The organism is Micromonospora sp. NPDC048871 (assembly GCF_043198155.1).
Taxonomy (GTDB): Bacteria; Actinomycetota; Actinomycetes; order Mycobacteriales; family Micromonosporaceae; genus Micromonospora.
In genome coordinates, this window is sequence record NZ_JBICUM010000008.1 from 62,065 (window position 1) to 86,162 (window position 24,098).

18 protein-coding genes are annotated in these 24,098 nt (G+C 70.4%); 8 read left to right on the forward strand and 10 right to left on the reverse strand.

Annotated features, from left to right (window positions below):
* Positions 1 to 72: 72 nt before the first annotated feature.
* Positions 73 to 456, reverse strand: coding sequence for a nuclear transport factor 2 family protein (locus ACGFIK_RS18970; RefSeq protein ID WP_327025664.1), 384 nt, complete (start codon positions 454 to 456; stop codon positions 73 to 75).
* 358 nt (positions 457 to 814) lie between these two features.
* Between ACGFIK_RS18970 and ACGFIK_RS18975 the strand changes: the two genes are divergently transcribed.
* Both ACGFIK_RS18975 and ACGFIK_RS18980 read left to right on the forward strand, forming a co-directional pair.
* Positions 815 to 3,826 carry a BTAD domain-containing putative transcriptional regulator gene (locus tag ACGFIK_RS18975; RefSeq protein ID WP_393340414.1) on the forward strand — a complete coding sequence of 1,004 codons (3,012 nt, stop codon included), beginning with the start codon at positions 815 to 817 and terminating at the stop codon, positions 3,824 to 3,826.
* 209 nt (positions 3,827 to 4,035) lie between these two features.
* Positions 4,036 to 5,358: a helix-turn-helix domain-containing protein gene (locus tag ACGFIK_RS18980; protein ID WP_327025662.1), complete on the forward strand. Its 1,323-nt coding sequence runs from the start codon at positions 4,036 to 4,038 to the stop codon at positions 5,356 to 5,358.
* A 126-nt stretch (positions 5,359 to 5,484) separates the two neighbouring features.
* Here ACGFIK_RS18980 and ACGFIK_RS18985 read toward each other — a convergent pair whose 3' ends face one another.
* Positions 5,485 to 6,024: a hypothetical protein gene (locus ACGFIK_RS18985; RefSeq protein WP_327025661.1), complete on the reverse strand. Its 540-nt coding sequence runs from the start codon at positions 6,022 to 6,024 to the stop codon at positions 5,485 to 5,487.
* A gap of 528 nt (positions 6,025 to 6,552) precedes the next feature.
* On the opposite strand from ACGFIK_RS18985, the gene ACGFIK_RS18990 reads away from it, so the two are divergent.
* A complete protein-coding gene (locus tag ACGFIK_RS18990) occupies positions 6,553 to 6,780 on the forward strand; it encodes a hypothetical protein (RefSeq protein WP_327025660.1) in 228 nt (75 codons plus the stop codon).
* A 17-nt stretch (positions 6,781 to 6,797) separates the two neighbouring features.
* Here the strand turns inward: ACGFIK_RS18990 and ACGFIK_RS18995 are convergent, their stop codons facing one another.
* Genes ACGFIK_RS18995 through ACGFIK_RS19010 form a run of 4 tightly spaced genes read right to left on the reverse strand, consistent with a single transcriptional unit; the run spans position 6,798 to position 10,875 of the window.
* Positions 6,798 to 7,766 (reverse strand): nitroreductase, encoded by a 969-nt coding sequence (locus ACGFIK_RS18995; protein ID WP_327025659.1) that lies wholly within the window; start codon positions 7,764 to 7,766, stop codon positions 6,798 to 6,800.
* Positions 7,767 to 8,858, reverse strand: coding sequence for a hypothetical protein (locus ACGFIK_RS19000; RefSeq protein WP_327025658.1), 1,092 nt, complete (start codon positions 8,856 to 8,858; stop codon positions 7,767 to 7,769).
* Positions 8,855 to 9,301, reverse strand: a complete 447-nt coding sequence (locus ACGFIK_RS19005; protein ID WP_327025657.1) for a DUF4188 domain-containing protein — start codon at positions 9,299 to 9,301, stop codon at positions 8,855 to 8,857. Before ACGFIK_RS19005 ends, ACGFIK_RS19000 begins: the two co-directional genes overlap by 4 nt.
* A complete protein-coding gene (locus ACGFIK_RS19010) occupies positions 9,298 to 10,875 on the reverse strand; it encodes a phenylacetate--CoA ligase family protein (protein ID WP_327025656.1) in 1,578 nt (525 codons plus the stop codon). The genes ACGFIK_RS19005 and ACGFIK_RS19010 overlap by 4 nt, the downstream gene beginning before the upstream one ends.
* Before the next feature lie 294 nt (positions 10,876 to 11,169).
* Between ACGFIK_RS19010 and ACGFIK_RS19015 the strand changes: the two genes are divergently transcribed.
* Positions 11,170 to 13,725 carry a tetratricopeptide repeat protein gene (locus ACGFIK_RS19015; protein WP_327025655.1) on the forward strand — a complete coding sequence of 852 codons (2,556 nt, stop codon included), beginning with the start codon at positions 11,170 to 11,172 and terminating at the stop codon, positions 13,723 to 13,725.
* Here ACGFIK_RS19015 and ACGFIK_RS19020 read toward each other — a convergent pair.
* Positions 13,697 to 14,239: a hypothetical protein gene (locus ACGFIK_RS19020; RefSeq protein ID WP_327025654.1), complete on the reverse strand. Its 543-nt coding sequence runs from the start codon at positions 14,237 to 14,239 to the stop codon at positions 13,697 to 13,699. The two genes, ACGFIK_RS19015 and ACGFIK_RS19020, sit on opposite strands and share 29 nt — an antisense overlap.
* A gap of 109 nt (positions 14,240 to 14,348) precedes the next feature.
* On the opposite strand from ACGFIK_RS19020, the gene ACGFIK_RS19025 reads away from it, so the two are divergent.
* Positions 14,349 to 15,617, forward strand: a complete 1,269-nt coding sequence (locus ACGFIK_RS19025) for a barstar family protein (RefSeq protein WP_327025653.1) — start codon at positions 14,349 to 14,351, stop codon at positions 15,615 to 15,617.
* Between the two features lie 48 nt (positions 15,618 to 15,665).
* Here ACGFIK_RS19025 and ACGFIK_RS19030 read toward each other — a convergent pair whose 3' ends face one another.
* Positions 15,666 to 16,139, reverse strand: coding sequence for a hypothetical protein (locus tag ACGFIK_RS19030; RefSeq protein ID WP_327025652.1), 474 nt, complete (start codon positions 16,137 to 16,139; stop codon positions 15,666 to 15,668).
* A 226-nt stretch (positions 16,140 to 16,365) separates the two neighbouring features.
* Here ACGFIK_RS19030 and ACGFIK_RS19035 point away from each other — a divergent pair, with 226 nt between their 5' ends.
* Together ACGFIK_RS19035 and ACGFIK_RS19040 are read left to right on the forward strand one after the other, a co-directional pair.
* Positions 16,366 to 18,324 carry an ATP-binding cassette domain-containing protein gene (locus ACGFIK_RS19035; protein WP_327025651.1) on the forward strand — a complete coding sequence of 653 codons (1,959 nt, stop codon included), beginning with the start codon at positions 16,366 to 16,368 and terminating at the stop codon, positions 18,322 to 18,324.
* A gap of 114 nt (positions 18,325 to 18,438) precedes the next feature.
* Positions 18,439 to 18,858 carry a DUF4259 domain-containing protein gene (locus ACGFIK_RS19040; RefSeq protein WP_327025650.1) on the forward strand — a complete coding sequence of 140 codons (420 nt, stop codon included), beginning with the start codon at positions 18,439 to 18,441 and terminating at the stop codon, positions 18,856 to 18,858.
* Between the two features lie 49 nt (positions 18,859 to 18,907).
* Here the strand turns inward: ACGFIK_RS19040 and ACGFIK_RS19045 are convergent, their stop codons facing one another.
* Positions 18,908 to 19,930 carry a putative sulfate exporter family transporter gene (locus ACGFIK_RS19045; protein WP_327025649.1) on the reverse strand — a complete coding sequence of 341 codons (1,023 nt, stop codon included), beginning with the start codon at positions 19,928 to 19,930 and terminating at the stop codon, positions 18,908 to 18,910.
* Positions 19,931 to 20,000: 70 nt separating this feature from the next.
* Here ACGFIK_RS19045 and ACGFIK_RS19050 point away from each other — a divergent pair, with 70 nt between their 5' ends.
* The gene (locus ACGFIK_RS19050; protein ID WP_327025648.1) at positions 20,001 to 20,963 is read left to right on the forward strand and encodes a LysR family transcriptional regulator; all 963 of its coding nucleotides are present in this window, start codon (positions 20,001 to 20,003) and stop codon (positions 20,961 to 20,963) included.
* Between the two features lie 5 nt (positions 20,964 to 20,968).
* Here the strand turns inward: ACGFIK_RS19050 and ACGFIK_RS19055 are convergent, their stop codons facing one another.
* Positions 20,969 to 23,794, reverse strand: coding sequence for a BTAD domain-containing putative transcriptional regulator (locus ACGFIK_RS19055; RefSeq protein WP_327025647.1), 2,826 nt, complete (start codon positions 23,792 to 23,794; stop codon positions 20,969 to 20,971).
* Positions 23,795 to 24,098: the final 304 nt, after the last annotated feature.

Sequence of the window (24,098 nt, forward strand, 5' to 3'; positions counted from 1 at the left end):
CGGTGGGCGCACCGCACAGTGCAGCGGCCGGGACCCGAGGGTTGATGCCCCCGGGTCCCGGCCGCTGCTCTGTCAGGCCGGCGCGACATAGTAGAAGCGCCGGTAGCCCAGCAGCATCCCCTCGTCGGTCAGGGTGAACACATCGACGAAGTCCTGACCGCTCTTGCCCGGCAGATCGGTGTACCGGCCGGTGACGGCGACACCGTCGCCCTCCGCTATCACCTTGTAGATCTGGTGGTGGCTCGGCGGCCCGGCAACCCGGGCATGGGTACGCAGCACCTCGTCGCGCCCGTTGCCGTGCACCATGTCCGGCCGCAGGACCTGCACGTTCTCGTCCAGCAGGGAGCCAAACCCGTCGATGTCGCCGGTGTTCAGATAGTGGTACGACAGTCGAACGTGGTCGACCCCGGCCGCGGTGGCGGCACCGTACTTCAGTGGACCTCCATGGCTGGTCATCCGGTGGTCTCCTCTTGTCTGGCTAGCTGGCCCCCACCCGCGTGCGGCCGGCGAAGATAATCTCCACGAGACGGACAACTCCCGCCTATCACGGCGCTTTCTTCACCGACGCGCCTATCCGTGCCGAGATTTTCAGGACGGTTCCCCTGCGCCGAACAGCGGCGGCCAACGGTGGCGGGAGTTGCATCTTCCGGCAGTTCCGTAGGGCAACAGCCTGCACAGATGCAGGAATACAATGAAACGGGCAATTTCTATCGATAGCCATGGAATACTGTCCCATTCGTTTTCGCCTGCTGGACAATCCGTCCCCAATGGAGTCCACTGTTCCGACAAAGCACGCTGTCGGCCTGGGAGTACCATGCGCAACCTGACCCTCACCAGCCCGGCCGCCGAGGCTGGAATCGTCTTCCGAGTCCTCGGTCCCCTACAGGTGGACGGGCCGACCCGGGCAGTCCGGATCCCCCCGGGGCGTCAGGAGATCATCCTCGCCTGCCTGCTCATGGAGGCAGGTCGGCTCGTCGACAGCGACCGGTTACTCGACCTCGTCTGGCCGGAGGAGGCCCCGGACACCGCCCGCACCCAGATCCAGATCTGCGTGTCCCGCCTGCGCAAGAGCTTCACCGAAGCCGGAGTCAACGCCTCCGTGGTCTCCCGCGCCCCCGGCTACCTGCTGCAGGCCGACGACGACGCGGTGGACCTTCAGGTCTTCAACCGGCAGGTGATGGCCTCCCGGGTGCTGGTCAAGGAGGGCAGACTGGCCGAGGCGGCCGAGACCCTGCGCGCCGCCGTGGCACTGTGGCGGGGCCCCTGTCTCAGCGGGGTGCCCAGCGACACCCTGCGCACCCGTGGCCTACGGCTGGACGAGGAGCGGCTGACGGCGATCGAGACCTACCTGGGGCTGGAACTGAACCTCGGGCGCAGCCACGAACTGGTCGGCGAGATCAACCAACTGCTGCACGAACATCCGCTGCGCGAGCGGCTGCGCGGGCAGCTGATGCTGACCCTGCACCGCTGCGGCCGTCAGGCGGAGGCGCTGGAGGTCTACCGTTCCGGCCGGCAGTTGCTCAACGACGAGTTGGGGCTGGAGCCGGGTGAGGAGCTGCGCCAGCTGGAGACCGCCATCCTCACCCGAGACCCCGCCCTGCACCTGCCGGCAACACCGGCTCCGGTGACGGCCTCGCCGCGGGTCCCCGCCGTCCCCACCGCGCCGCTGTCGGTGTACGGCGAGGAGCACCCGCACCAGCTCCCCGCCGACACGGCGGACTTCGTCGTCAACGAGCCGGTCCTGCACACGATCGAGGCGGCGCTGGTCGGCGGCGACGGGAGGCGGGCCCTGGGGCTCGTGGTCATCGCCGGTAAGCCCGGCATCGGCAAGAGCGCGCTGGCCACCCATGTGGCACACCGCCTCGGTGCCCAGCGGTTCCCCGACGGCCAGCTCTACTGCGATTTGCGCGGGGTCGGCGCCGACACGGTCAGCGCGAAGGACGCCCTCGGCCGGTTCCTGCGGGCGCTCGGCATACCCGGCCCGGTCATCCCGGACGCCACGGACGAACGTGCCGAGATGTACCGGACCCTGCTGGCCGCACGTCGGATGCTCGTCGTTCTGGACGACGCCGCGAACGAGGCCCAGATCATGCCGCTGCTGCCCGGCAGCAACAGCTGCGCGGTCCTGGTCACCAGCCGGTCGCGGCTGACCGCCCTGCCCGGCGCCCAACTGGTCGAGCTGGACGTGCTCGACCAGGCCCAGGCCCTGCAACTGCTGAGCCGGGTGATCAGCGCCGATCGGGTGAACCAGGAACCGGAGGCCGCCATAGCGTTGGTACGTACCGTCGGCGGTCTTCCGCTGGCCTTGCGGATCGTGGCCGCGCGGCTGGCCGCCCGGCCGCACTGGAATCTCGCCTCGATGGTGCACCGGCTGGCCAACGAGCGGCACCGGCTCGACGAACTGGCCCACGGCGAGATGACCATTCGAGCCAGCCTCTCCCTGACCCACGACGGCCTGCACCGCCCGGACCGGCGGCTGCTGCGGCTGTTCAGCCTGGCGGAGGGGCCGACCGTGCCGGGCTGGATCGCGGGCGCCCTGCTCGACGACGACCGCCCCTTCCCGTCCGACCTGCTGGAACCCCTGGTGGACGTGCAGATGCTGGACGCGGTGGCGATCGAGCGCACCGGGGAGTTCCGCTACCGGTTCCACGAGGTGATCCGCCTGTTCGCCCGCGAACAGCTCACCCTGCACGACGGGGAAGCCGTCCAACTGGCCGCGACCGAGCGGATGATCGGCGGCTGGCTGTCGATCGCCGAGCAGGCCCACGCCCGCATCTACGGCGGCGCCTACACCCTGCTGCACGGTGACGGCCTGCGCTGGCCTCCGCCGCCCGGGTATGTCGAGAACCTGCTGACCGAGCCGCTCGAATGGCTGGACAACGAGCAGCCCAACCTCTGCCTGGCCGTCGAGCAGGCCGCCCGGATGGGTCTGCACGAACTCTCCTGGAACCTGGCGACCACCCTGGTCACCCTCTTCGAGGCGCGCGGCTACTTCGACCAGTGGGAACGGACCCACCGGCGGGCCCTGGAGGCCGTCCGGGAGGCCGGCAACCGCCGGGGTACGGCGGCCGTGCTGGCCTCGCTGGGCACCATGCACCTGAGCCGACAGCAACCGGACCAGGCCCGGCAGTCCCTCGACGCCGCCCTGGAGATCTTCGACGAGCTCAACGATCTGCACGGCCTGGCCCTGTGCCGTCGGGATCTCGCCCTGCTGGACCGGCAGATCGGGGAGGATGACCGGGCGCTCGTGCGCTACGAGCAGGCGGCCCGGGACTTCGATCAGGTCGGGGACGTGATCGGTCGGGCCACGGTGTTGACCCAGAGCGCATACGTGTGGATGCGCCGAGGCCACACCGCGATGGCCCAGGAGCAGCTCGACGAGGCCCTGGCGGTGTTCCGTTCCGTCGGGTACGCCCACGGAGAGGCGCACGCCCTGCGCCGCGCAGGGCAGGTGCTGCTGTGCCGTGGCGAGCACGCCCAGGCCGAACAGGTGCTGTCGAAGGTGCTGGAGATGGTCCGTCGGGGCCGCGACATCATCGGCGAGGGCCACCTGCTGCGCAACCTCGGTGAGGTCCACGAGGCCAGCGGACGCCACGACCAGGCCCGGGAGGCCTACACCCAGGCCCTGACCGTACGCGAGAAGATCATCGACCTGGGGGGCGCCGCCGTGGTACGCCTCGACCTGGCTCGGCTGGCGTACCACAGTGGTCAGTTCGTCGAGGCCGGTGGGCTGCTGGAGCAGGCCACAGAGACCTTCCGGGCCCGAGGCATGCGCCCGGAACTGCGGGAGGCGGAGCGGCTGGCGCAGGAGCTCGCCACCGCCTGACCCGCGCCGCTATCACCGCTATCACCGCGCCGGGGCGACGGCGCTGCCCAGATCCGCACTGACGATTGGCGCCATGATGGTCGGCCGATAGTGAGATCGGGACGATGGGTCGTGACGGCGGTTGTCCCGGTGTCCCAGATCCGCCGGGCGGCGCTTCCTGGCGCGCCACCCCCGTCACCACGCAATCGTGATAGGGAGTGGGACAACAGATGAGCATCGACGTGCCGATCGCCGATAACGTGCCGCTGTTCGGGTCGCTGGTCCGCCGGCATCGCACCCGCATCGGGCTGACCCAGCGGGAACTGGCGGACCTGTCCACCGTCAGCGTCCGGGCGATCCGCGACCTCGAACAGGGCCGGGCCCGCCGACCACGGCAGGACACCGTACGGCTGATCGCCGACGGCCTGCGACTCGGAACACGGGCCCGCGCCGATCTGGAGTCCGCCGCCGGGGAAGGACGGACCAGTTGGGCGGTGAAGGCCGGCTACGAGGCCGACCCGCCGTCCCCACCCCTGGCCGTGGACGTACAACTGGGGCGGGAGGCCGAGACCTCCGTCATCGTCGACGAACTCGGCACCGGCGCCGAACGGCTGGTGACCATCGTCGGGATAGACGGGGTCGGCCGCACCCGGCTGGCCCTTGAGGTGGCCACCCGGTTGCACACCGCCGAGCGCACCCCGGTGCTCTGGTGCCCCCTCACCGGCCCGACCGGCGGTGACCGCCTCTCCACCCTGGTCCGCGCCACCGCCGATCAACTGCTCGGCACCGGGGGTGGTGCACCCCCGGTGAACGGGCCGGACGAGTTGGCCGCCTTCATGGAGATCGTCGCCGACCGGCCGCCGCTGCTGGTGCTGGACGGGGTGACCGAGGCCGCTCATGCCCACCGCATCGGGCAGTTGCTGCGCGACTGCCCGGGCCTACGGATCCTGGTCACCGCCGCATTCCCCCTGGGGGCACCCGGTGAACGACACTTCCTGCTCAACCCGCTGGCCGTACCCGCGGAAGGCGAACCGTTCACCGTGGACGTCCCCGCGGTCCGGATCTTCATGGAGCGGGCCCGCCGATTCCGTCCCGACGTCAACCCCGACATCCGGGAGGCCGCGCTGATCGCGGACATCTGCCGGCGACTGGACGGGGTACCCCAGGCCATCCACGCCGCCGCGTCCTGGCTCGTCGTCTACGACATCGCGACCCTGCACCAGTGCCTGCACGACGGTCCGGCCGGACTGCTGCACCACCTCGCCGGCCCCGACGGCGGCATCAACCTGCGCGACGCCCTGGACCGCCGGCTGGCCACCCTGCCCACCCCCGAACGCGAACTGCTCGACGCCCTCTGCGTACGGGGAGAGACCTTCGACCTGGCCGAGGTGATGACCCTGACCGGCCACAGCCTGCCCGACAGCGGCCGGGCCGTCCGCTCCCTGGTGCTGCGTGGCCTGGTACGCCCCACGTACACCGCCGGCCAGTCCCGGTTCCGGATCCTGCACCTGGTACGCGCGGCCCAGCTCTGCGCTCTGGACATCCGGGTCTGACAGTGCGGTGCGGCCGCGGCGGCACGCCCCTCCGGCGTGCCCCCGGCTCCCCGCACCGTGCCTCCGCTGGATGCCAGCCCTGACATACACGGCGCCGAATGCTCGGTGCCGATGATGAAAGGCACACTAGACAGTGTGAATGTACTGAACGAGGGCATTGGCAAACTCGCTGCCCTCGGGTGTCTCGACGTTTATCGCTGAGAAGACGATGCCCTGGGACCGATCGTCCCAGACCAGTTTCAAGATGCCGGTATTCCCGACGTTCAACTCCCCGCGCCAGTTGTCGTAGCTCACCACGACGACGCGCCCGCCGTCGGGAAACGCAATCCCGACTCTGCCACCCTGGACGATCAGGATTCCCGTTCTCGGAGAGGCGAACGGCATACCGTCTGAGGCACGAAATCCTCGCGAACTCACCATGGTCCTGCCTACCACCCTGACGAAGTCGGCCGTCGCCGGGTCGTAGCCGGCCGACGCGATCGGGGCACTCCACTCCGGAGCGGCCAGCCGGGCATCGAGCGGCATATCAAGATAATCTGGTAGCGACCCCTGCTGAGGCGCCCCCGCATGATCGGGATCACCATCCCCCCGGTCCTGCTGGTTGCGGTAGGCGACGACTCCCGCGACAAGCGCACCGATGACCACAACCACGCACACCCACTCCATGCGATCACCTTTTTCGAACCGTCAGCGCCAGATCGTCAGCAACCCCAGATACCCCTTGACCGGGGCAGCGGCAGCCGCCACAGATTGCCTGGCAACTGTTCTCCACGATCCAGGAACTCCAATTACGGGCCACCAACATGGCGTATCTGGAATCTCCATGTCAATGCGTCTCGGATGCGGAAGTCCGACATGGACCTACAGCCGATTCACCCAGGCTGTTCGGACGACCTCCGAAATGCTGACCAGCCTTGACCGCTCTGGACGGTGTCGCGGTGGACCTTCCGGGAGCCGACGGCACCGAAGAGCCGGAAGAGGGCAGGCAGAACGGCGCTACCCGCGATGGTGGCCCAGACGGTCCGTCAGGCCCTGGCCTCCGGCTGACGACCCGCCTTGGCCAGACCCGCCTTCAGAGTCGACCCTGATGGCCGCCGCGCCGGCGGAGACGTGCCCGCCCCGGAGTACGACGACGCAGTCGGCGGCCGCGTAATTGGGTGGTGTGCGGGGCCGTCGGCAAGCGAAGATGCCGCCATGTCCGGCGCCCCTGAAGGATTCACCTATCGCGTCCGCAAGAACGGGGACGTGGAGGTGCGGCATCATGGCCGCCCGGCCGTCGTGCTGCGCGGTGCCGCCGCGGCCCGGTTCCTGACCGATGTAGACGTCGATGATCCTCAGGAGTTGATGGCCCGCGTCACCGGCCAGTACAAGCACGGCAACGAGCGAACGGCGAAGCAGCATCCCCGCACCCGACAGCGGTAGCACCCGCTCCCCACGGGTCAGGCCGGTTCGTCGCTGGGGATTCGGCGCGCCGACCGGGGCGCGGGCCGGGTGGGTCGGCCTACCCGGGTGACATGCACCAGCCGCTCCGGTGCCACCTTCAGCAGGCTGCCCAGGGCCGTACGGGTGGCCGCGACGTCGATCAGCTGGCTCAGCGGGTGTGCTGCCAGCCCGGAGGTGTGCAGGGTCAACCAGCAGCGCAGCAGTACCCGGCCTAACTCGACCTGCCCGGCCTGGTCCAGCCCCTCGGGGGCGATCAGGGCCAGCACGGTGCCGCCACGGGCCAGGGGATCGTCGGCAGCGGCTAGCAGCCGGGGCAGACCCAGCGGACGCAACAGGGGGTACGCGGCCAGCCCCGCCCGTAGTCCTACCGCAGCGGGCCGGGACAGGGCCAGGCAGCGGTCGGTCAGCCCGTCGATGCGGTAGTTCGGATGGGTGGGATCCAGCCGGAGCCAACGGCGCAGCTCGGCGGTGATCGCCGGGTCCGCGTACAGGTGCTGGTCGGCGGTGCGCAGCAGGGCACCCAGGCGGTCGGCCTGCGGCACCACCCGTACCTCACCGCCAGTTTGCCGGGCCTCCCGGTCCACCGCCGCGAGCGCCTCCGGGTCCGGACCGGCGGAGAACCGACCCCGGTCGGTACGGCGTTCCCACACGTCCGTGGTGCGGAAGGGGGTCGGGTAGGGGTCCTCGGTCGGGCGCAGCCAACCCACCCACTGGTCCTCGGGATCGGCGACGTACTTCAGGTGCAGGTCGGCGTCGGCGGCGACGATCAGGCAGGTCTCGACGAAGGCGCCGAGGGACAGTCGCAGGTCACGGCCGGTGGGATCGCCGGCCGGCAGGGTACGGGCCGGTTCCCATCCGACCCGGATCCCGGCGGGCTCGTAGCGCAGCCGCCAGGGTTGGGTGTTGTGCGCGCTCGGGGCCCGCCAGCACAGCGGTTCGAGGGCGCGGAAAGCGTCGAGGTCCACCTATCGCTCCTTGGCATAGAAGGTGTAGCCGTGCAGCGGACGACCGCCGAGCCGCCGGTACTGGGCGGCCGATGCCACGTTGTCCCGCTCGACATAGGTGCTGCGCAGGGTGGTGTAGCCGGCGGTGTGCAGGTTGTGGTGCAGGTGGGCGGAGAGCAGCCGCTGGTAGCCACGCCCCTGGTACTGCGGGAGGACCCCCTTGATGATCAGCACCGCTTCCCGGCGGTAGCGGCGGCGGCCGGAGGTCAGCAGCCGCAGTTGGTTGACCACGTGCAGGTTGCCGCGGACGGCGACCAGGAACTCACTGATGTCCGGTACGCAGAGCACGAAGGCCACCGGGATGCCGTCGCGGGTCAGGTAGAGCAGCAACGACTCGTCCAGCAGGTACCCCAGCCCGTCGGTCTGCCGGCGCAGTTGGCGCTCGGAGATCGGGGTGTAGTAGCCCAGTTGGGCGAAGGAGGCGTTCAGCATCTCGCGCAGCAGGCCGAGCTGGTCGTCGAGACGCCGCAGGTCACCTCGGTGCAGTTCCAGGCGTCCGCCGTCCGGCTCGGTGGGCATCGGTGGTTTCGGTTGCGCCGGGGCGGGCACCGGGCAGATCCAGGTGTCGGCCTCGAAACGGCGGTGGAATCCGTACGCCTCGTAGGCGGTCACGTAGTGCGGCGGGTTCCAGGCGCTGTCGACGAAGCCCCGGTCGGCGTACCCGGAGGTGATCACTCCACCGGCCTGGTTGGGTAGCAACGCCACCGGGCCGAACAGCAGGTCCCGGTCGGGTTCGGCGTGCGCGGTGATCGCGTCGAACAGCGGCCGGGCGGCCGGTTCGGTGAACTCGGTGAGCCCGAAGAGTTGGCACCGGCGGCCGAGCTTGGTGTCGAAGGCCGTGTCGGTGTGCAGGGTGGTGCGGCCGACCACCGTGCCGGTGGGGTCCCGCAGGACGTACAGGGAGATGCCGTCGCGCCACCAGCGCCGGATCTGCTGCCGTGGAGTGGGCACGTAGCGGGGTTCACCGGCGTACAACCGGTCGGTGAGGGCGAGGAACTCCCGCAGGGTGCGGCGGCTGGTCACCCGCTCGAACCGGTGGGTGGTCGCGGTCACCGGAGGACCGCCGGGCCACTGGTCTCCGCCCCGATGGGGGTGAAGGTGGCGATGTGCCCCATCTGCGGGCCTTCGGCGCGCCAGGTGCCGTTGGAGTATCCGTCCGGCGCGGCCGTGTAGAGCCGGATGAAGCCGGCGGTCGCGTTACGGGTGCCGTCGGTCAGCCAGACCATCAACCGGCGGTGCTCGCGGGTGCGGGCGAAGCGCAGCATCGCCTCCCGGTCGGTGAAGAAGGCGATCGTGCCCAGGGTCAACGGGAACTGCCAGTAGACGGTGTGCCAGCAGTAGCCGGACATCCGGCGCATGTCCCGGACCATCCGGATCCAGGCCGGTGCCAGCCGCAGCAGGACCAGGGGGTTGGAGTAGCGGGTGGCGCCGATGAACATCGCGCCGGCGCGGGCCTGCGCCGGGGCGCGGGAGAAGTCACGGGTACGCACGGTCACCTCACCAGGTAGACGTTCTTGATCTTCTGCTCACCGGCGAACGGGCCGCTGCCGGGTTCGTGCAGTTCCACCCGCAGGTCCCCGGCGGTCGGGTCCTCCACCAGGGACTGGGCGAAGTCCCGGGAGACCGAGGTGAGGTGTCGGCGTACCCCGGTGCGGCAGGCGATGGCGAGGGCTTCGCGTTGCGCGGCGGTCAGGGCACGGCGCAGTTCGATGTGGATGACCGGTCGGGTCTCCAGGGCCGCGTCCTCCACCAGGGTCAGGCAGAAGCGGTTGATCTCGGCGGCGTACGGATTGCCGGTGTAGAGGCCGTACTCCACGTCCTGGGGGTAGAGGTTGGCCCCCAGGTAGGAGACCGTGGAGTCGCGCCGACCGAACAGCAGCAACACCGGCAGGGTCATCCGCTCGGCGGAGACGGCCGTGCGGAACTCGGCCCGGCGTACCGGGTCGAGGTGGGCCAGCTCGACGATCCGCTGGTACGGCACGAGCAGAGCCTCGTCGCCGATGTTGTACCGCAGCCGGGGTTGCAGCACCTCGGTGGTGACCGTGCAGACCAGTTCCCGGTGCTCGTTGGTCTCCAGGTAGGTGGCGAACGGGTTGTACTGGAACACCATCGGCAGCCGCTGCTCGTCGGCGCCGAGCAACTCGGCCCGCAGCGCCCGGTCGTTCTGCAGCCGCCGCCGCAGCCACACCGTGAACCGGGTCTCCGCGCCGATGCCGATGGTCAGGTCCGAGGCCCCGTACGCCGACCGGACCAGCGCGAACCGCTGCTCCAGATAGTCGCGCAGCGCCTCGGTCATCCCCTCACCGCCGCAGCTGGCGAAGATGCGGTACCGCGACCAGGGAAACTCCTCGGCGTCCAGGCGGTCGCGCAGATGCTTCAGAAACGGTGGGTACGCCGTCACCAGGTAGTCGAAGTCCGGACCGAACTCGCGGAGGGTGTCGATGATCTTCCCAAGGTCCGGGCCGGTGTTCTTCACCACCGAGATCCGGGCCATCGCGGCACCGGTCGTGGTCCCGGTCGCCCAGGCCCCCATCGAATACGCGTTGATCACGAACGGTCGGCGCATCGGGAAGACCAGCTTGGTGTAGCCGACGATGTCCCGGTGCACCGCCCGCAGTTCCCGGTCCCCTCGGGGCCAGTTGAACGGCCGCCCGGACGAACCGGCCGACTCGTCTACCACCACCCCACGGGTCGGCAACCGCCCGCCCCAGCAGCGGTCGGCCGCGTCGTGGGCCACCACGTAGCCGAGCTTGTCGGTCTCCGGGAAATCCGCCAGCCGGTGGCGGGCACCGGCCGGGCGGGCGCGCAGGAAGGCCCGGTAGGCGGGCACCTGCCGGGCGGCCCGTACGCAGACGGACTGGGCGTTGGCCGCGGCCAGACCGTCCAGGACCGGGTGGTGCCGCCGCGCCACCCACCGCCATCCGGCAGGGTGCCGGCTGACGAGCCGGCTCAGCGCGGCGACCGTGCGGCCGAGCGGGGCCAGCACGGCCTGCCGGCCACGCGCGGCCAGGCCCGGCAACGGCGAGTCAGCGGTACGCAGAGCGAGGGGTCGGTGCGGCAGATCGGCCATGCCATGATCCTCACCACCCCGCCGGGCCGACACCTGAGACCGCGAACGGTGTCCGCACTGAGCATCCCTACTCAGTCGCGTTGGCGAGCAGACCTGCCGCGGGCCAGCGTCCAGTCAGCCGCACCGACTACCCGACGTGGCCGATCGTCGATCCTCGTGGCCCCAATCCTCCACCACTCTGGGCGTTCCAGACTGGAAGTGACGGCTGATGAATGGGTTACGCGCACCTGGCGTGCTTGATGGACTACCTTCACTGCACGCCGGCCCGATGCATGATGGGAACATGTCGAATCTATGACGGATCTCGATCGGATTTTCGAACCGCAGTACAAGGCAGTCGACCTCTTCACCAACCGGGTTCCCGAGCACAAGGCTTTCGCCGAGGCGGTGCTGAGCCACCTGGAGCGAGTCGTCGACGGCAGCGGCACTCTCGACACCCCGACACGGCGCAATGTACTGACCTTCTACGGGATTGGCGGAATCGGTAAGACCGCCCTGTCGAAGCGGTTGGAGCGGTGGCTGCTGGGAGAGTTGCCGGAAAGCGCGGAGTGGGGCCAGGCACCCGTCTTCGATCAGCCCATCCGTACTGCTCGGATCGACTTCCACGGCAGCAAGGTGGTCAATGCCGCAGATGTTCTGCTCTGTCTCCGCGCGACCTTGGCGGGCGAGGGCCGCAGGTTCCCGGCGTTCGACCTCGGGCTGGCCGCGTGGTGGACCTTGGCCTGCCCCGGCACACCGTTGCCCACGATGACCAACGCGAACGGACTCGATGTCCGTACGCAGATCGTCGACACCCTCGGCGACCTCATCGGCGACCTCGGCGTCAGCCTCGGCATCGGGCCGCTGAGTGTCCGTACCGGGGTCCGCATCGTCGACGCAATCCGCCAGCGGCGGCTTCGCGACCGCATGTTGCGGGAATGTGATCCGCTCGTGGCGATCATCGACGAAGCGCGTCGGAATCCTTCGCAGGGCGTCGCGTCGAGCCTGGCCGGTCTGCTCTCGTGGGATCTCGAGCGGCTGCTCCGGGGCGAACGACCGGTGGCAGTGGTGTTCGCGGATGCCGCCGAGTACATCCAGGGCGGGAACCGAGTCCAGGAACGCCTGTTCAACAGAATCGTGCACCTGACCCCCGGCATTCTGTGGGTGGTGACTTCGCAGCGCAGCCTCGATTGGGCATCTCCAGCACTGCACGGCGTCCTGCCCTACACCGGTTCGGAAATCTGGCCCGGGCTGTGCATTCCCGCCCGAGCCGAACCCTGCCAGCACCTCGTCGGAGACCTGTCTGACGTGGACGTCGTGACATACCTCGAGCGCGCCTCCGGCACCGGCGGCAACCCGGTTCTCAGCGAGGAGGTGACGGATCGGATCCGACTCGGCTCCCACGGCCTGCCGCTGTATCTGGACCTGTCGTTGTCGATCGCCCGAGCCGCCGGCACGCAGACTCTGGATCCGAAGTCGTTCGGAGGATCGCTGCCTGCGTTGGTGACCCGGGTCTTCGCCGACCTTCCCGAAGAGGAAAGGGACATCGCTCGTACCGCAAGCCTGCTCACCCGTTTCGACGCCGCCCTGGTGGCGACGGCCGCAGGACGCCTGGAGGGCGACGCGCGCCGGTTCTGCGACCGATCGCTGGTTCGTATCGACGAACACCCCAGGTTTCCCTACCGGCTGCATGACGCGGTCCGCTCGGCGTTGTCCAACGAGGCGCCCGCCAGCCCGGGGGCTTGGACTCCCGCGGACCGCCTCGCCCGCGCGCACACGTTGCTCGACACCCTGCGGCAGCGGCACGGAGAGGTGCTGGGCGACATCGACTGCCGGCTTGATCTGCTTCAGTTGGCGGCCGGCCTGTCCGCCGAGCACGATATCGAGGCCCCCTGGCTACGACAGGCGCTGACCGAACTTCCCGGCATGAGCCGGACGGCCGAACGGCTCCCACCCCCGGACACCCGCACCTGGATGGGGCAGTTGTCCCGGTTCTTCGAAGGGTGGCGCGACCGCAGCACTGGCCAGCGCATCGGCTACCTCGAGGACCTCCTCACCACCCCGTTGCCGAAGGACATCGCCCGGGCATCTCGCCTGTTTCTCGCATACGACTATCGGACAGTCGGCGAGGCCGACAAGGCGCTGGTCATCCTCCAGCCGATCCTCGCGGAGGAGCCCGACTCCTCACTTCTGCGTTACCAGGTCGCGCGGACCCTGCACTGGCTCGGTCGTTACGAGGAGTTGGAATACCTCCTTCGGCATTCACCTCCGGCTGAGGACACCGCAGCGGCTCGGCTGCGAAGCGACCTCGCCTTCGAACGAGGGCATCTGTCGGAGGCCATCGCCGGGCCGACCGCGCGAGCCAGGCACCTGCACGCGCTGGGGCAGCACCGGATCGCCATCGAGAACGAGGCGTCAGCTTTGTGGCGGGCAGCCCTCGCCGGTCGAACCACCGTCGCGGAATGCGACAAATTGGCCAGCAAGACGGACCGACACGGCATGTGGCTGACGCTGCGAACGTCCCTCGCCGCCAAAGCGGTGTGCCTGGTGGGCGACGACCCTGCCGTGACCGCGATACTCGGCGAGGCCATTTCCATCGCGCGATCCCGCTCCGGCACCCCTGGATGGCGGGAATGGTCGGTGGCACTGCTGCACGCGCTGCGTCTTGAGGATCGGCGACGGATCGGTGCCGTACGCGCGGATTGGGAGGCCGTTGCTCCCCGCTGCACCTCGAACTACCGCTTAGTCGATCGGCTGTTCATCTATGCCGGCTACCCACCCACCTACCCGCCCCTACCGGAGCAGGTCGAGACAGCCGGCGCGGATCAACGATGGCAGGCGATCATCGCTGCGATCGTAGAGGGCTCGTAGAGCCCTCTACGGGCAACCCGTCCCGCTTCACCGACAGCGCCGCCGCCGGACTCCGGCGGCTACGACCTCTGACGCCGCAGCGTCGTGTCGTCGTCGGCTGAAGCGGACCGGCGAACCGGCGGCGCAGCCACCGGGGCAGTGCGGCCCGGGGTACGAACATCCCCACGTCGCTCGCGACATCGCCGGCGTACGCGCGAAGGGTGTATCCGCCCAGGAGGGTTCGATCGCGCAATGCCACCCGCAGCAGATGCACGCACTCGGCGTCGAGCGCGCCGTGCAGGCGCGCGTGATGGCCCAGTGACTGCAACGCATTGGCGCGGGTTTGCGCGCTGGAGGATCTCAGCCCTCGCTTGACCCGTGGCAGGGTCACCTCGGAATCCTCATGGTGCAGCGTCAGAGCGAGCAGAGCCACCCCCGCGTACGGGTCGTCCCGGTCGAGGGCGTCGTCGACCAGTTCCGGATGCTCGACCACCGCCAACCAGCTGCCGATAAGCCATCCCGGCCCACTGTTCACCCCAAGATCCTCACACAACTCTCCGACTGTTCGAGCAGCACGACTTTGGACACCCCTGCTCGATGGGGACCGGCACCTGTGGACGATGGTCTGGCGATAGGGTCGCGAGGTGACGACGGACGCCGATTCCGGGGCTGGGCGTACGCCGGTGCAGCGGCGGTGGGCCTGGGCGCATCCGGTCGCTCCACGCTGGCTGCTGGTCGGCGGCATCGGCGTCGACGACTCCGACGATGACGACATCCCGTTGGCACTGTGCGCCGAGATCGAGGGGTTGTTCGTCGACCTGCCGTCCCGGCAGCGGGAGCGGTTCACCCTTGTCGGCTGCGCCCCGGAAGGAGCGCTCGCCGAGCTGTTGGATCGGCTGCCCGTCGAGGCGCTCGGCACCGAACGTGCCTGGCTGGGTGACATCTGCCTGGCGGCACCACCCGGGCCACCGGGCAGTTCGCCGTCCTGGTGGGGCGAGGATCTCGGGGATGTCGTCGTACTCGGTCAACGACCGAGCACGAGACCGCGGGCCGGGGACATCGAACTCGACGGGTTCGTCCACCTCTACGACCGCACGGACGCGGTGGTACGCCCAGACGTCGCCGGGTTCGTCCTGCTCGGCCGGGACGACACGCGCTACGGCGCCTGCCGGGACGTCACGGGCGTGTTCCGCGAGCAGGCCGCACCGCCGGTGCCGCAGATCAGGCTGCTCGGTTGCCGACCGGAAGCACCACTGCTCACCGCGCTCGGTGCGGTCAGCAACGCGAGCAAGGCCGCCCGGCGTCGCCGCCGGATCCGCGCCGAGGTGCACATGACAGCTGCCGACGGCTCGGCCCGCCCGGTGAGCGGCGCCGTGGTCTCCGGAACGGTCGTCGCGGGCGAGCCGTCGTGCCTCGGTGCCGGACTCTTCGACGTGACCGTCGACAGCGACCCACGGGAACCTCTGCCGCTGGGGGTCCTCGACATCCTGGAAGGTTGGCGCGTCCGGCGGCCCGCAATGAGGAACATGTGGGCTGGTTACGACCGCGAGCTGCGCGATCACTGGGCCGGAGTGGCGCTCGCCCACCGGGTCGATGCGGCCGACCGGCCACCCGGCACCACCTACGACCTCGACGGGCGGTACGTGACCGACATCGAAGGGTTCTACTGCGCGATCGGCGAGGCGATCAACGGCCCCGGCGGGTACTTCGGCTGGAACCTCGACGCGCTCCACGACTGTCTCAGCGGGGAATTCGGCGCGCGGACACCGTTCCGGCTGGTGTGGCACGATTCGGCTGTCGCCCGCGAACACCTCGTCACCGGCTATGACAAACGTCTGCTGGCCCCGGCGACCAGTCTGGATCAGTTACTGGACCTCCTGGCGGCAGAGCACGTCGAGGTCGACCTCCGCTGACCACGGCCACGCCGCCCGGTCGGGGTCGGTTCGCGACACCGATCGCCCTCATGTCGCCGCGCCGGTGCACCGGTACCTGGCCCGACGAGACCTGACCCTCACGCTGGTCAGGGTCACCGCGAGCGCCAGGAACAGCATCGCCGATCCCACCACCAGGGGGTTGACGTAGTCGGGTACCAGGTCGGGACCGCAGGTGGTGTCATGCAGCGGCCACATGCTCTGCGTACCCCCGCTCGGGGCACCGTGGCGGGGGTCGTAGCCCTCCGGCTGCCGTAGCGCGCACCGGTCGTCGGCGTCGGTGAGTAAGCCGAAGGTGGTCGCCGCCAGCCCATGACCATAGGCGGCGAGCCCTGTCAACGCCGCGCCGACGGCCAGCAACCATCCCGCCCGCGTCCACCCGTTGCCCACCCGCCGGCCGGTCCTCAGGGCCAGCCCGGCGAGGACCACGAGCACAGCGGCACCACCCGCTACCACCGGCCACGCCAGCGACAGCAGCACGAGCGCGATGAAGACGACGACCACGGAGGCACACCGTACGCCTGGGAGCCTCGTCCCGGCCTGCACACCCACCGCCCGCAGCGGAGCCGCCCCCCGCTGCTGACGGGGATCCGGTGTCGGATCGATGCGGCATGGCGCCATTGGAAACAGCGGGAAACTACTCTGCGAGATTGGCCTGTCACCCAATGCCAAGGTCCGATCTGTTCGACACCGTAGCGGTCACCTGCCGCAGACCCCGGGAGGTAGTTCCTTGTCCATTACAGAGGATGGTGCCCGCAGGCAGGAGTCGCCACGGCAGGATTCCGTACTGCCGGAGTTGCGGGAGCTGTGGTGGGAGACCGGGGTGCGGGCGCGGGCGCAGGCCAGCCTGTTCGCGGTCTTCTCCGAGTTGCCCCGCCTGGTCTGGGCCGCCATCGTGGTGAGTTGGCGGGCCGACCGGCTGCGTACCTCGATCGTGGCGGTGACCACCGTCGGGGCCGGGGTGATGTCGGCCTTCGGGCTGCTCGCGGCACAACGGGTGCTCGTGGAACTGTTCGCCGGTGGGCCGACCCCCGACAAGGTGATCGCGGCGCTACCGGCCCTGATCGCCCTGGCGGCGGTGATCGTCCTGCGCGCGAGCATGGCGACCGCGATGGGGTACGCGCAGAACGGCCTCACCCCCAAGGTCGACCGGGAGGTCGAACGGGGGCTGTTCGAGATGACCACGGCGGTACGGCTGGAGGCCTTCGACGCGGACGCCTTCGCCGACGACATGGAACGGGCCACCCGAGGCTCGGCCTCCACCACGGACCTGGTGCAGGCGTCGATGAACCTGCTGGCCGGTCTGGCCGGGGTGATCGCCGTCGCGATCGCCGTCGTGGTGATCCACCCCCTGTTGTTGCCGGCTCTGCTGATGGCCACCGTGCCGAGCGGATGGGCCTCGCTGCGGGCCGGGCATCTGCGCTACCGGACCTACGCCGCCGGGTCGGTGCGGCGGCGACGGATGTGGCTGCTGCACCGCCTGATGGCCGAGCGTGACTCCGCCCCCGAACTGCGCTCCTACGGCCTGCGGGGTTTCCTGCTCGACCAGTACGACCGGGTCATGGGGGTCGAGACCGACATCCAACTGGCCCTGGCCCGCCGGGTGACCACGACCACCACCATCGGGGCGATGATCGGCGGGATCGCGACCGCCGTGGTGTACGTCCTGCTCGGTCTGCTGCTCATCGACGGGCAGATCCCCCTGGCCGCCGCCGCGACCTGCGTGATCGCCATCCAGTCCGCGCAGCGGTCCCTGTCCGTGGTCACCTTCCAGACCGACCGGGTCTACACCGAGGGGCAGCACTTCCGGGACTACACCGGCTTCATGACCCGCGCCGCCGACTACCTGCCCCCGCCCGCCGCCCCTGGTGCGGAGGCACCGGACCGGCTGCGGGAGATCGTGGTGGAGGCGGTCAGCCTGCGCTACCCCGACCGGGAGACTGCGGCCGTCGACCGGGTGAGCCTGCGCATCCGGGACGGGCAGACGGTGGCCTTCGTCGGTGAGAACGGCTCCGGCAAGTCGACCCTGGCCACCATGATCGCCCTCCTGCGTACCCCGACCGGCGGCACCATCCGCTTCAACGGCCGCCCGGCGGCCGACTGGGACACCGACGCCCTGCGAGCCCGCATCGCGGTCGTCACCCAGGAGTACCACAAGTGGCCCTTCACCGCCGCCACGAACATCGCCATCGGCGACATCACCACCGTCCCGGAACAGGCCCGCATCGAGACCGCCGCCGCCCGCGCGGTCGCCCACGACATGATCACCGATCTGCCGTACGGCTACGAGACCCTGCTCGACCGCACCTTCGCCGGTGGCCAGGACCTCTCCGGCGGGCAGTGGCAACGCATCACCGCCGCCCGGGGTTTCCTGCGCGACGCCGACCTGCTGATCATGGACGAACCCTCATCCGCCCTCGATCCCCGCGCCGAGGACGCCCTGTTCCAGGCCATCCGCGACCGGCAGGGACAGGGCATCACCATCCTGATCACCCACCGGCTGGCCAACGTCCGGCACGCCGACTGCATCTACGTCCTGCACCACGGCCGTCTCGTGGAGACCGGCACCCACGACCAGCTCATGGCCGCAGGCGGCCGGTACGCCGAACTGTTCACCCTCCAGTCCGCCGGCTACCGCGCCACTGCGGCCACCTCATCGCTGCCCCGTCAGCCCACCGCCTCCGCCTGACGAACCGCATCCGGCCCGGGTGCACCTCCGCGCCGCACGACGGCCACCGCCCGGTCGGGGAATCTTGTCGGCGGTCGATGTGAGAATGCCACCCAACCGATCTTGGGAGATGGCATGGGGACGTGGGACAGCGGACCATTCGACAACGACACCGCCGCTGACTGGTGTGGTGCTCTCGACGACGCCGACGTGGCCAAGCGTCCGATGATGGTCCGCGAGGCGCTGAGCCGGGCCGCCGGTGAGGAGGGCTACCTAGACGCCGATGTCGCCTGCGCGGCGATCGCCGCAGCCGCGATCGTGGCCGCGCAGCAGCCCGGCGGGCCGGCGATCACCTCCTCGTACGCACCGGACTTCCTGCTCGACGGTGGTCGGCTCGACCTGCCCGACGACCTGGCCCCACTCGCGGCGCGGACCCTCGACCGGATCATGGCCGCTGACTCCGAGTGGCACTTTCTGTGGCAGGACGCTGCAGGACCCACCAACCCTGCCTTCAACACCGTCCACGAACTGCGCAAAGTCCTGACAGCTCGGTAGCCGGGGGTACGTACCCGGGTCAGGCGTGGTCGTACCCGCCCATCCGGCCTCAGGTGGTCAGGGTCAGACCGGCCAGGGTGACGCCGGACAGGACCAGGGTGCCGACCGCGCCGGCGGTCACGGCCTGCCGGCCACCCCGGGCCACCGCGCGCAGGTCTACCGCGGCGCCGAGGGCGAACATGGCGGCGGCCAGCAGCACCGTGCCGGCCAACGATCCCAGGTCCACCAGGCCGGTCGGCAGCCAGCCGGTGCTCCGCAGCAGCGCCGCCGCGACGAAGCCGACCACGAACCAGGGCAACAGCGGGGGCTTGCGTACCCCGTGGGTGGTCCTGGTGCCGGATCGGCGGACCAGGGCCACCAGGGCGACGAGTGGGGCGAGCAGCAGCACCCGGAACAGTTTGACGACGACGGCCGCCGACAGGGCCGTGGCACCGACCGCGCCGCCGACCGCGACGACCTGGCCCACCTCGTGCACGCTCGCCCCCACCCACAGGCCGAGCAGCACCTCGTCGAGGCCGAACAGCACACCCAGGGCGGGCAGGGCGATCATGGAGACCGTGCCGAGCACGGTCACTACCGCTACCGCGGTGACGACGTCCTCCTCCTCGCCGTCACCGACCTGGTTCATCGCGGCCACGGCAGAGGCGCCGCAGATGGCCACCCCGGTCGCCACCAGCAGGGAGCGATCGGGGGTGAGGCCGAGGCGTCGGCCCGCCCAGCGGGTGGCCAGGAAGCTGGCGGCCACCCCCAGCACCACCACGAGTATCGGCCCGACCCCCAGGTCGACGACATCTGCCAGGACCAGTTGCAGGCCGAGCAGCACGATGCCGATCCGCAGCAGGGTGGTGGCGGCGAACCGCAGGCCGGGCTGCAACCACGGACGGTTGCCGCCGCAGGCGGTCAGCGCGATACCGAGCACGATCGCCACCACCAGCGGGCTGGCGGCACCGAACCGGTGATTCACCAGATGTCCGACGGCGGCCGCGCCGGCGGCGACGAGCAGTCCCGGCAGCAGGCGGGGGCCTCCCCTACCTGCGGCGGGAACGACGCTGGTCGCCTCCTTGATCGTCATAGGGACAGCTTCACGTGATCCGGCCCTCTCCAGTAGCCGTCCACCGGGGTGCAGGTCATAGCCTGGGGTTATGAGTGTGCTTCCCGACCTGGTGTCGTTGCGCCTGCTGGCCCGGGTGGCCGAGCTGGGCAGTGTCGGCCGGGCCGCGCGCACGATGGGCATGTCCCAGCCGTCGGCCAGCAAGCGCCTGGCCGCGCTGGAACGGCAGGTACGGCTGCCGCTGCTGACCCGCACCCCGCGCGGTTCGATGCTGACCGACGACGGGCAGGTCGTGGTCACCTGGGCCCTGCGCCTGCTGACCGTCGCCGACGAGTTCCACAACAGCCTCACCGCCATGCGTCACGCGCGGGCGGCACGGCTGCGGGTGGCCGCGAGCATGACGGTCGCCGAGGCCCTGCTCCCCCGCTGGTTGCACAGCCTGGCCCAGCGTGAGCCCGATGTGCAGGTGGGCCTGACCGTGGTCAACTCCACCGAGGTCGCCCGGATGCTGGTCACGGACGACAGCGTCGACATCGGGTTCATCGAGGGGCCGAGTGTGCCCGAGGGCCTGGATCAGCGGATCGTCGGACACGATCACCTGGTCGTCGTCGTGGCGCCCCAGCATCCCTGGGCCCGTCTTCGTCGCCCGCTGCGTAGGACGGAGTTGGCGGGTACCCGGCTGGTGGTCAGAGAGCAGGGGTCGGGCACCCGGGAGACCCTGGAGGTGGCCCTGCGCGACCTGGCCCCGGCCCCGCCGCACCTGTCCCTGGGGTCGAACGCCGCCGTCAAGGGCGCGGCGATGACCGGCACCGCGCCGGCCGTACTGAGCCGGCACGCCGTGGAGACGGAGCTGGCCACCGGCCACCTGGTGATCGTGCCGGTGGAGGACCTGCCCCTGCGCCGGGACCTGCGCGCGGTGTGGCCGCGCGGTCGGCGGCTCACCGGATCGGCCACCGCCCTGCTCCAGGCGATCGACAACTCCCCCGCCACGCCGCCGACCCGGCCCATGAAGACCACCGATGATCGGCGCCTACCGGACCGAAGCGCGGTCTGAGGGTTTCAGCCCGTCCGACCGGCAGCGGCCTGGCCGAGTTCCGCGAGTCTGCGGCGGGCCTCATCGACCGTGGGATCACCCAGGTCGTCATAGATGGCAGCGGCCAGCCGCCAGGCTTCGGCCGCCGCCTCGGCCTTGCCCATCGCGGCCTGGGCCTCGCCGAGCCGAACCAGGGTCTCCGCCTGGTGATAGCGGTCCGCGGAGGCGTGGAACAGCTCCACTGACTGCTCGTAGCAGGACACCGCACGGGCATGATCGCCGAGTCCCTGGTAGGCGAAGCCCAGGCTGTCCAGCGTCGCCGCCTGGCCGTTGCGGTCGTCGATGAGCCGCTGCTGGGTCAGCGCCGCCGTGCAGTCGACGATCGCCTGCAGGTGGTCACCGCGAACGGCGTGGATGTACCCGACCGCGTTGAGGGCCCGCCCTTGCCCGGCCCGGTTGCCGGTCCGCCGGTACAGGCGCAGGGCCTCGTGACCGTGGGTCAGCGCCTCGTCGACCCGGCCGAGCACGAAACAGTGCTCGGTGTAGTTGTGCAGGGTCTGCGCCAGACCGTCCTCGTCGTCGAGCTGCTCGTACAACTTGATCGCCCGCTGCAGGTGGTCGCCGGCGGTGTCCTGCTGGCCCAGCCGCGCGGCGGCCCGGCCCAGCAGTCGACTGGCCGTGGCCTGAGCGTTGAGGTCGCCGAGGCATTCCGCCGCCGCCAGGGCGGTCTGCTGGGCCGCCAACTGGTCGTGCCAGAGCCCACGGGGCGCCAGGAAGGTGGTCAACGCCCAGGCCAACTGCCAGGCGTACGCCTCGAAGCCAGTGGTGGCGGCCTGCCGGATCACCCGCAGCAGCACACGGCGTTCGGTGGAGAACCAGTCCAGGGCGGCGTCCTGGTCGGCCATCGGCAGGTGGATGACGTCCGGCAGGACCGGCACGGGGGTGATGGGTGTCCACTGCGGCTGGACCAGTCGGGCCGCCGGATAGGCGCTGTGCAGGTAGTGGTCGTACAGGCGGTGGCGAGCCTCGTGCCGCTCGGCGCTCCGGTCAGCTCCCCGGGTCAGCTCGGCGGCGTACGAGCGCAGCAGGTCGTGGCAGGCGTATCGGTCGGTCAGGTGCTCGGTCAGCAGGTGCAGCCGGGTCAGTTCCTTGAGCACCGGGCCGACCGCCGGTGTGGGGCAGCCCAGCAGCGCGGCCGCGGCGGCGCTGGTCAGTTCGGGTCCCGGATGCAGTCCGATCAGGCGGAACAGGCGGGCGGCGACGGGACTCAGGGCCCGGTAGGACCAGGAGAACACCCGACGTACGTCGCCGTCGGCCAGGACCTCCAGCCGCGCCTCTGGTGGACGCAGTTCCGCGGCGATGGCCTCCAGCGTGAAGGTGGGTCGGGTCGCCACCCGGGCCGCCACGATCGACAGGGCCAGGGGCAGGCGTCCGGCGGCCTCGATCATGTCGGCCACGGCGTCCGGTTCGACGTCCAGCCGATCGCCACCGATCCGGCTGCGCAGCAGGTGCGTCGACTCCGTGGCGGTCAGTACGTCGAGGGCCAGCAGTCGGGCACCCTCGGCGGCTACCAGGCTGTGCAGTTGCTCCCGACTGGTCACGACGACGACGCTGCGGCCGGTACCGGGCAACAGCGGTCGCACCTGCTCGGCGTCGCGCGCGTTGTCGAGCACGATGAGCATCTGGCGGGAGGCGAGCAGGCTGCGGTAGAGGCCGATCCGCGCGTCCAGACTGCTCGGTATCCGGGCCAGGGGTACGCCGAGCGCCTCCAGGAAGCCGAGCAGTGCGTCGGCGGGCGCGACGACTTCCCCGTCGTCGTACCCGCGCAGGTTGACATGGAGTTGTCCATCGGGGAACCGGTCGGCCACCCGATGCGCCCAGTGCAGCGCCAGCGCGGACTTACCGATGCCGGCCATGCCGCAGATCGCGGAGATGACCACAGTGGTCGGCCCATCGACCCGGTCGTCGATGGCCGCGTCCAGGCGGGTCAGCTGGAGTTCCCGGCCAACGAACCCGGGTGGCACGAAGGGCAGTTGGGCCGGGCGGACCCGGGCCATGGCCGTGACCCCCCGGCCGCCGGTAGCCGACGATCCGTTCCGGTGTCGCCGGTGGTGCAGGATGTCGTCGTGCAGGCGGACCAGCTCGGGCCCGGGGTCCATCCCGGTCTCCTCGGCCAGGGCCCGTCGGACCTGCCGGAAGGCCGCCAGCGCACCGGCCACGTCACCGCTGGCGTAGAGCGCTGACATGAGGTGCGTCCAGGCGCGCTGCCGCAGCGGGTACCGGTCGAGCAGGGCCCGCAACCGGGGGATCGCCTCCGCATGAGCACCGAGGGCCAGTTTCGCCTCGGCATGATCCTCCTCGGCCAGCAGCCGCCGCTCCGCCAACTGCTCGACCCAGCGGGACAGCTGCGGGGCCAGCGGCAGCTCGGCCAGCGCCTGGCCCCGCCACAGGGCCAAGGCTCCGGCCAACTCGGCCTCGGCGCGGGCGGGGTCGCCGTTGGTCAGGGCTTCCCGTCCCCGGGCGGTCGCGGCGTCGAAGCGGTCCAGGTCACGCTCGTCCGGTTCGACTCGGAGCAGGTATCCACCGTGGGTGGTCACGATTCGCGGCTTGTCGTCGACACCGTCCTGGAGGGCTCGCCGCAACCCGCGGATGTAGGTGCGGATGTTGGCGTTGGCCGAGGCCGGTGGCTGGTCTCCCCAGAGGGCGGCCACCAGTCTCTCCGCGGCGACCGCCTCGCACGGCCGGAACAGCAGACAGGCCAACACCAGCCGTTGCTTCACCGAGCCGAGATCGAGCGTCCGACCATGGTGGACCACCGACAACGGGCCGAGCAGGTCGAAGCGGAGCGGCATCATTCACCTCAGCCCGAGGCTGGCCAGTTGTACGTCGATTGTGCGCGCCTTGTACGCCGGTCACCGTACCATCGCCGCCGAGGCGATCACCTGCGCTGGACGAGCAGGTGAGACCGGCCTGCGAGGGGTTGCCACACCTGCCGTCCCGGCCCGAGGCGGTACCCACGCCCATGGTCCGCCGGACGGGTGCTCCGGGGCCATCCGGCAGCGGGGGTTGGCCCCCGGCGTCCTGGACCGGCCCGTCGGCTACGGGATGATCGACGGCCCGGTCCAGGGCGCCGGGGGTCCTGCGCCTGCCGGCTGC

Bases quoted from the DNA above. Each gene is read 5' to 3' on its own strand.
- ACGFIK_RS18970 (WP_327025664.1), bottom strand. From the start codon at position 456: ATGACCAGCCATGGAGGTCCACTGAAGTACGGTGCCGCCACCGCGGCC.
- ACGFIK_RS18975 (WP_393340414.1), top strand. From the start codon at position 815: ATGCGCAACCTGACCCTCACCAGCCCGGCCGCCGAGGCTGGAATCGTC.
- ACGFIK_RS18980 (WP_327025662.1), top strand. From the start codon at position 4,036: ATGAGCATCGACGTGCCGATCGCCGATAACGTGCCGCTGTTCGGGTCG.
- ACGFIK_RS18985 (WP_327025661.1), bottom strand. From the start codon at position 6,024: ATGGAGTGGGTGTGCGTGGTTGTGGTCATCGGTGCGCTTGTCGCGGGA.
- ACGFIK_RS18990 (WP_327025660.1), top strand. From the start codon at position 6,553: ATGTCCGGCGCCCCTGAAGGATTCACCTATCGCGTCCGCAAGAACGGG.
- ACGFIK_RS19010 (WP_327025656.1), bottom strand. From the start codon at position 10,875: ATGGCCGATCTGCCGCACCGACCCCTCGCTCTGCGTACCGCTGACTCG.
- ACGFIK_RS19015 (WP_327025655.1), top strand. From the start codon at position 11,170: ATGACGGATCTCGATCGGATTTTCGAACCGCAGTACAAGGCAGTCGAC.
- ACGFIK_RS19040 (WP_327025650.1), top strand. From the start codon at position 18,439: ATGGGGACGTGGGACAGCGGACCATTCGACAACGACACCGCCGCTGAC.
- ACGFIK_RS19045 (WP_327025649.1), bottom strand. From the start codon at position 19,930: ATGACGATCAAGGAGGCGACCAGCGTCGTTCCCGCCGCAGGTAGGGGA.
- ACGFIK_RS19050 (WP_327025648.1), top strand. From the start codon at position 20,001: ATGAGTGTGCTTCCCGACCTGGTGTCGTTGCGCCTGCTGGCCCGGGTG.
- ACGFIK_RS19055 (WP_327025647.1), bottom strand. From the start codon at position 23,794: ATGCCGCTCCGCTTCGACCTGCTCGGCCCGTTGTCGGTGGTCCACCAT.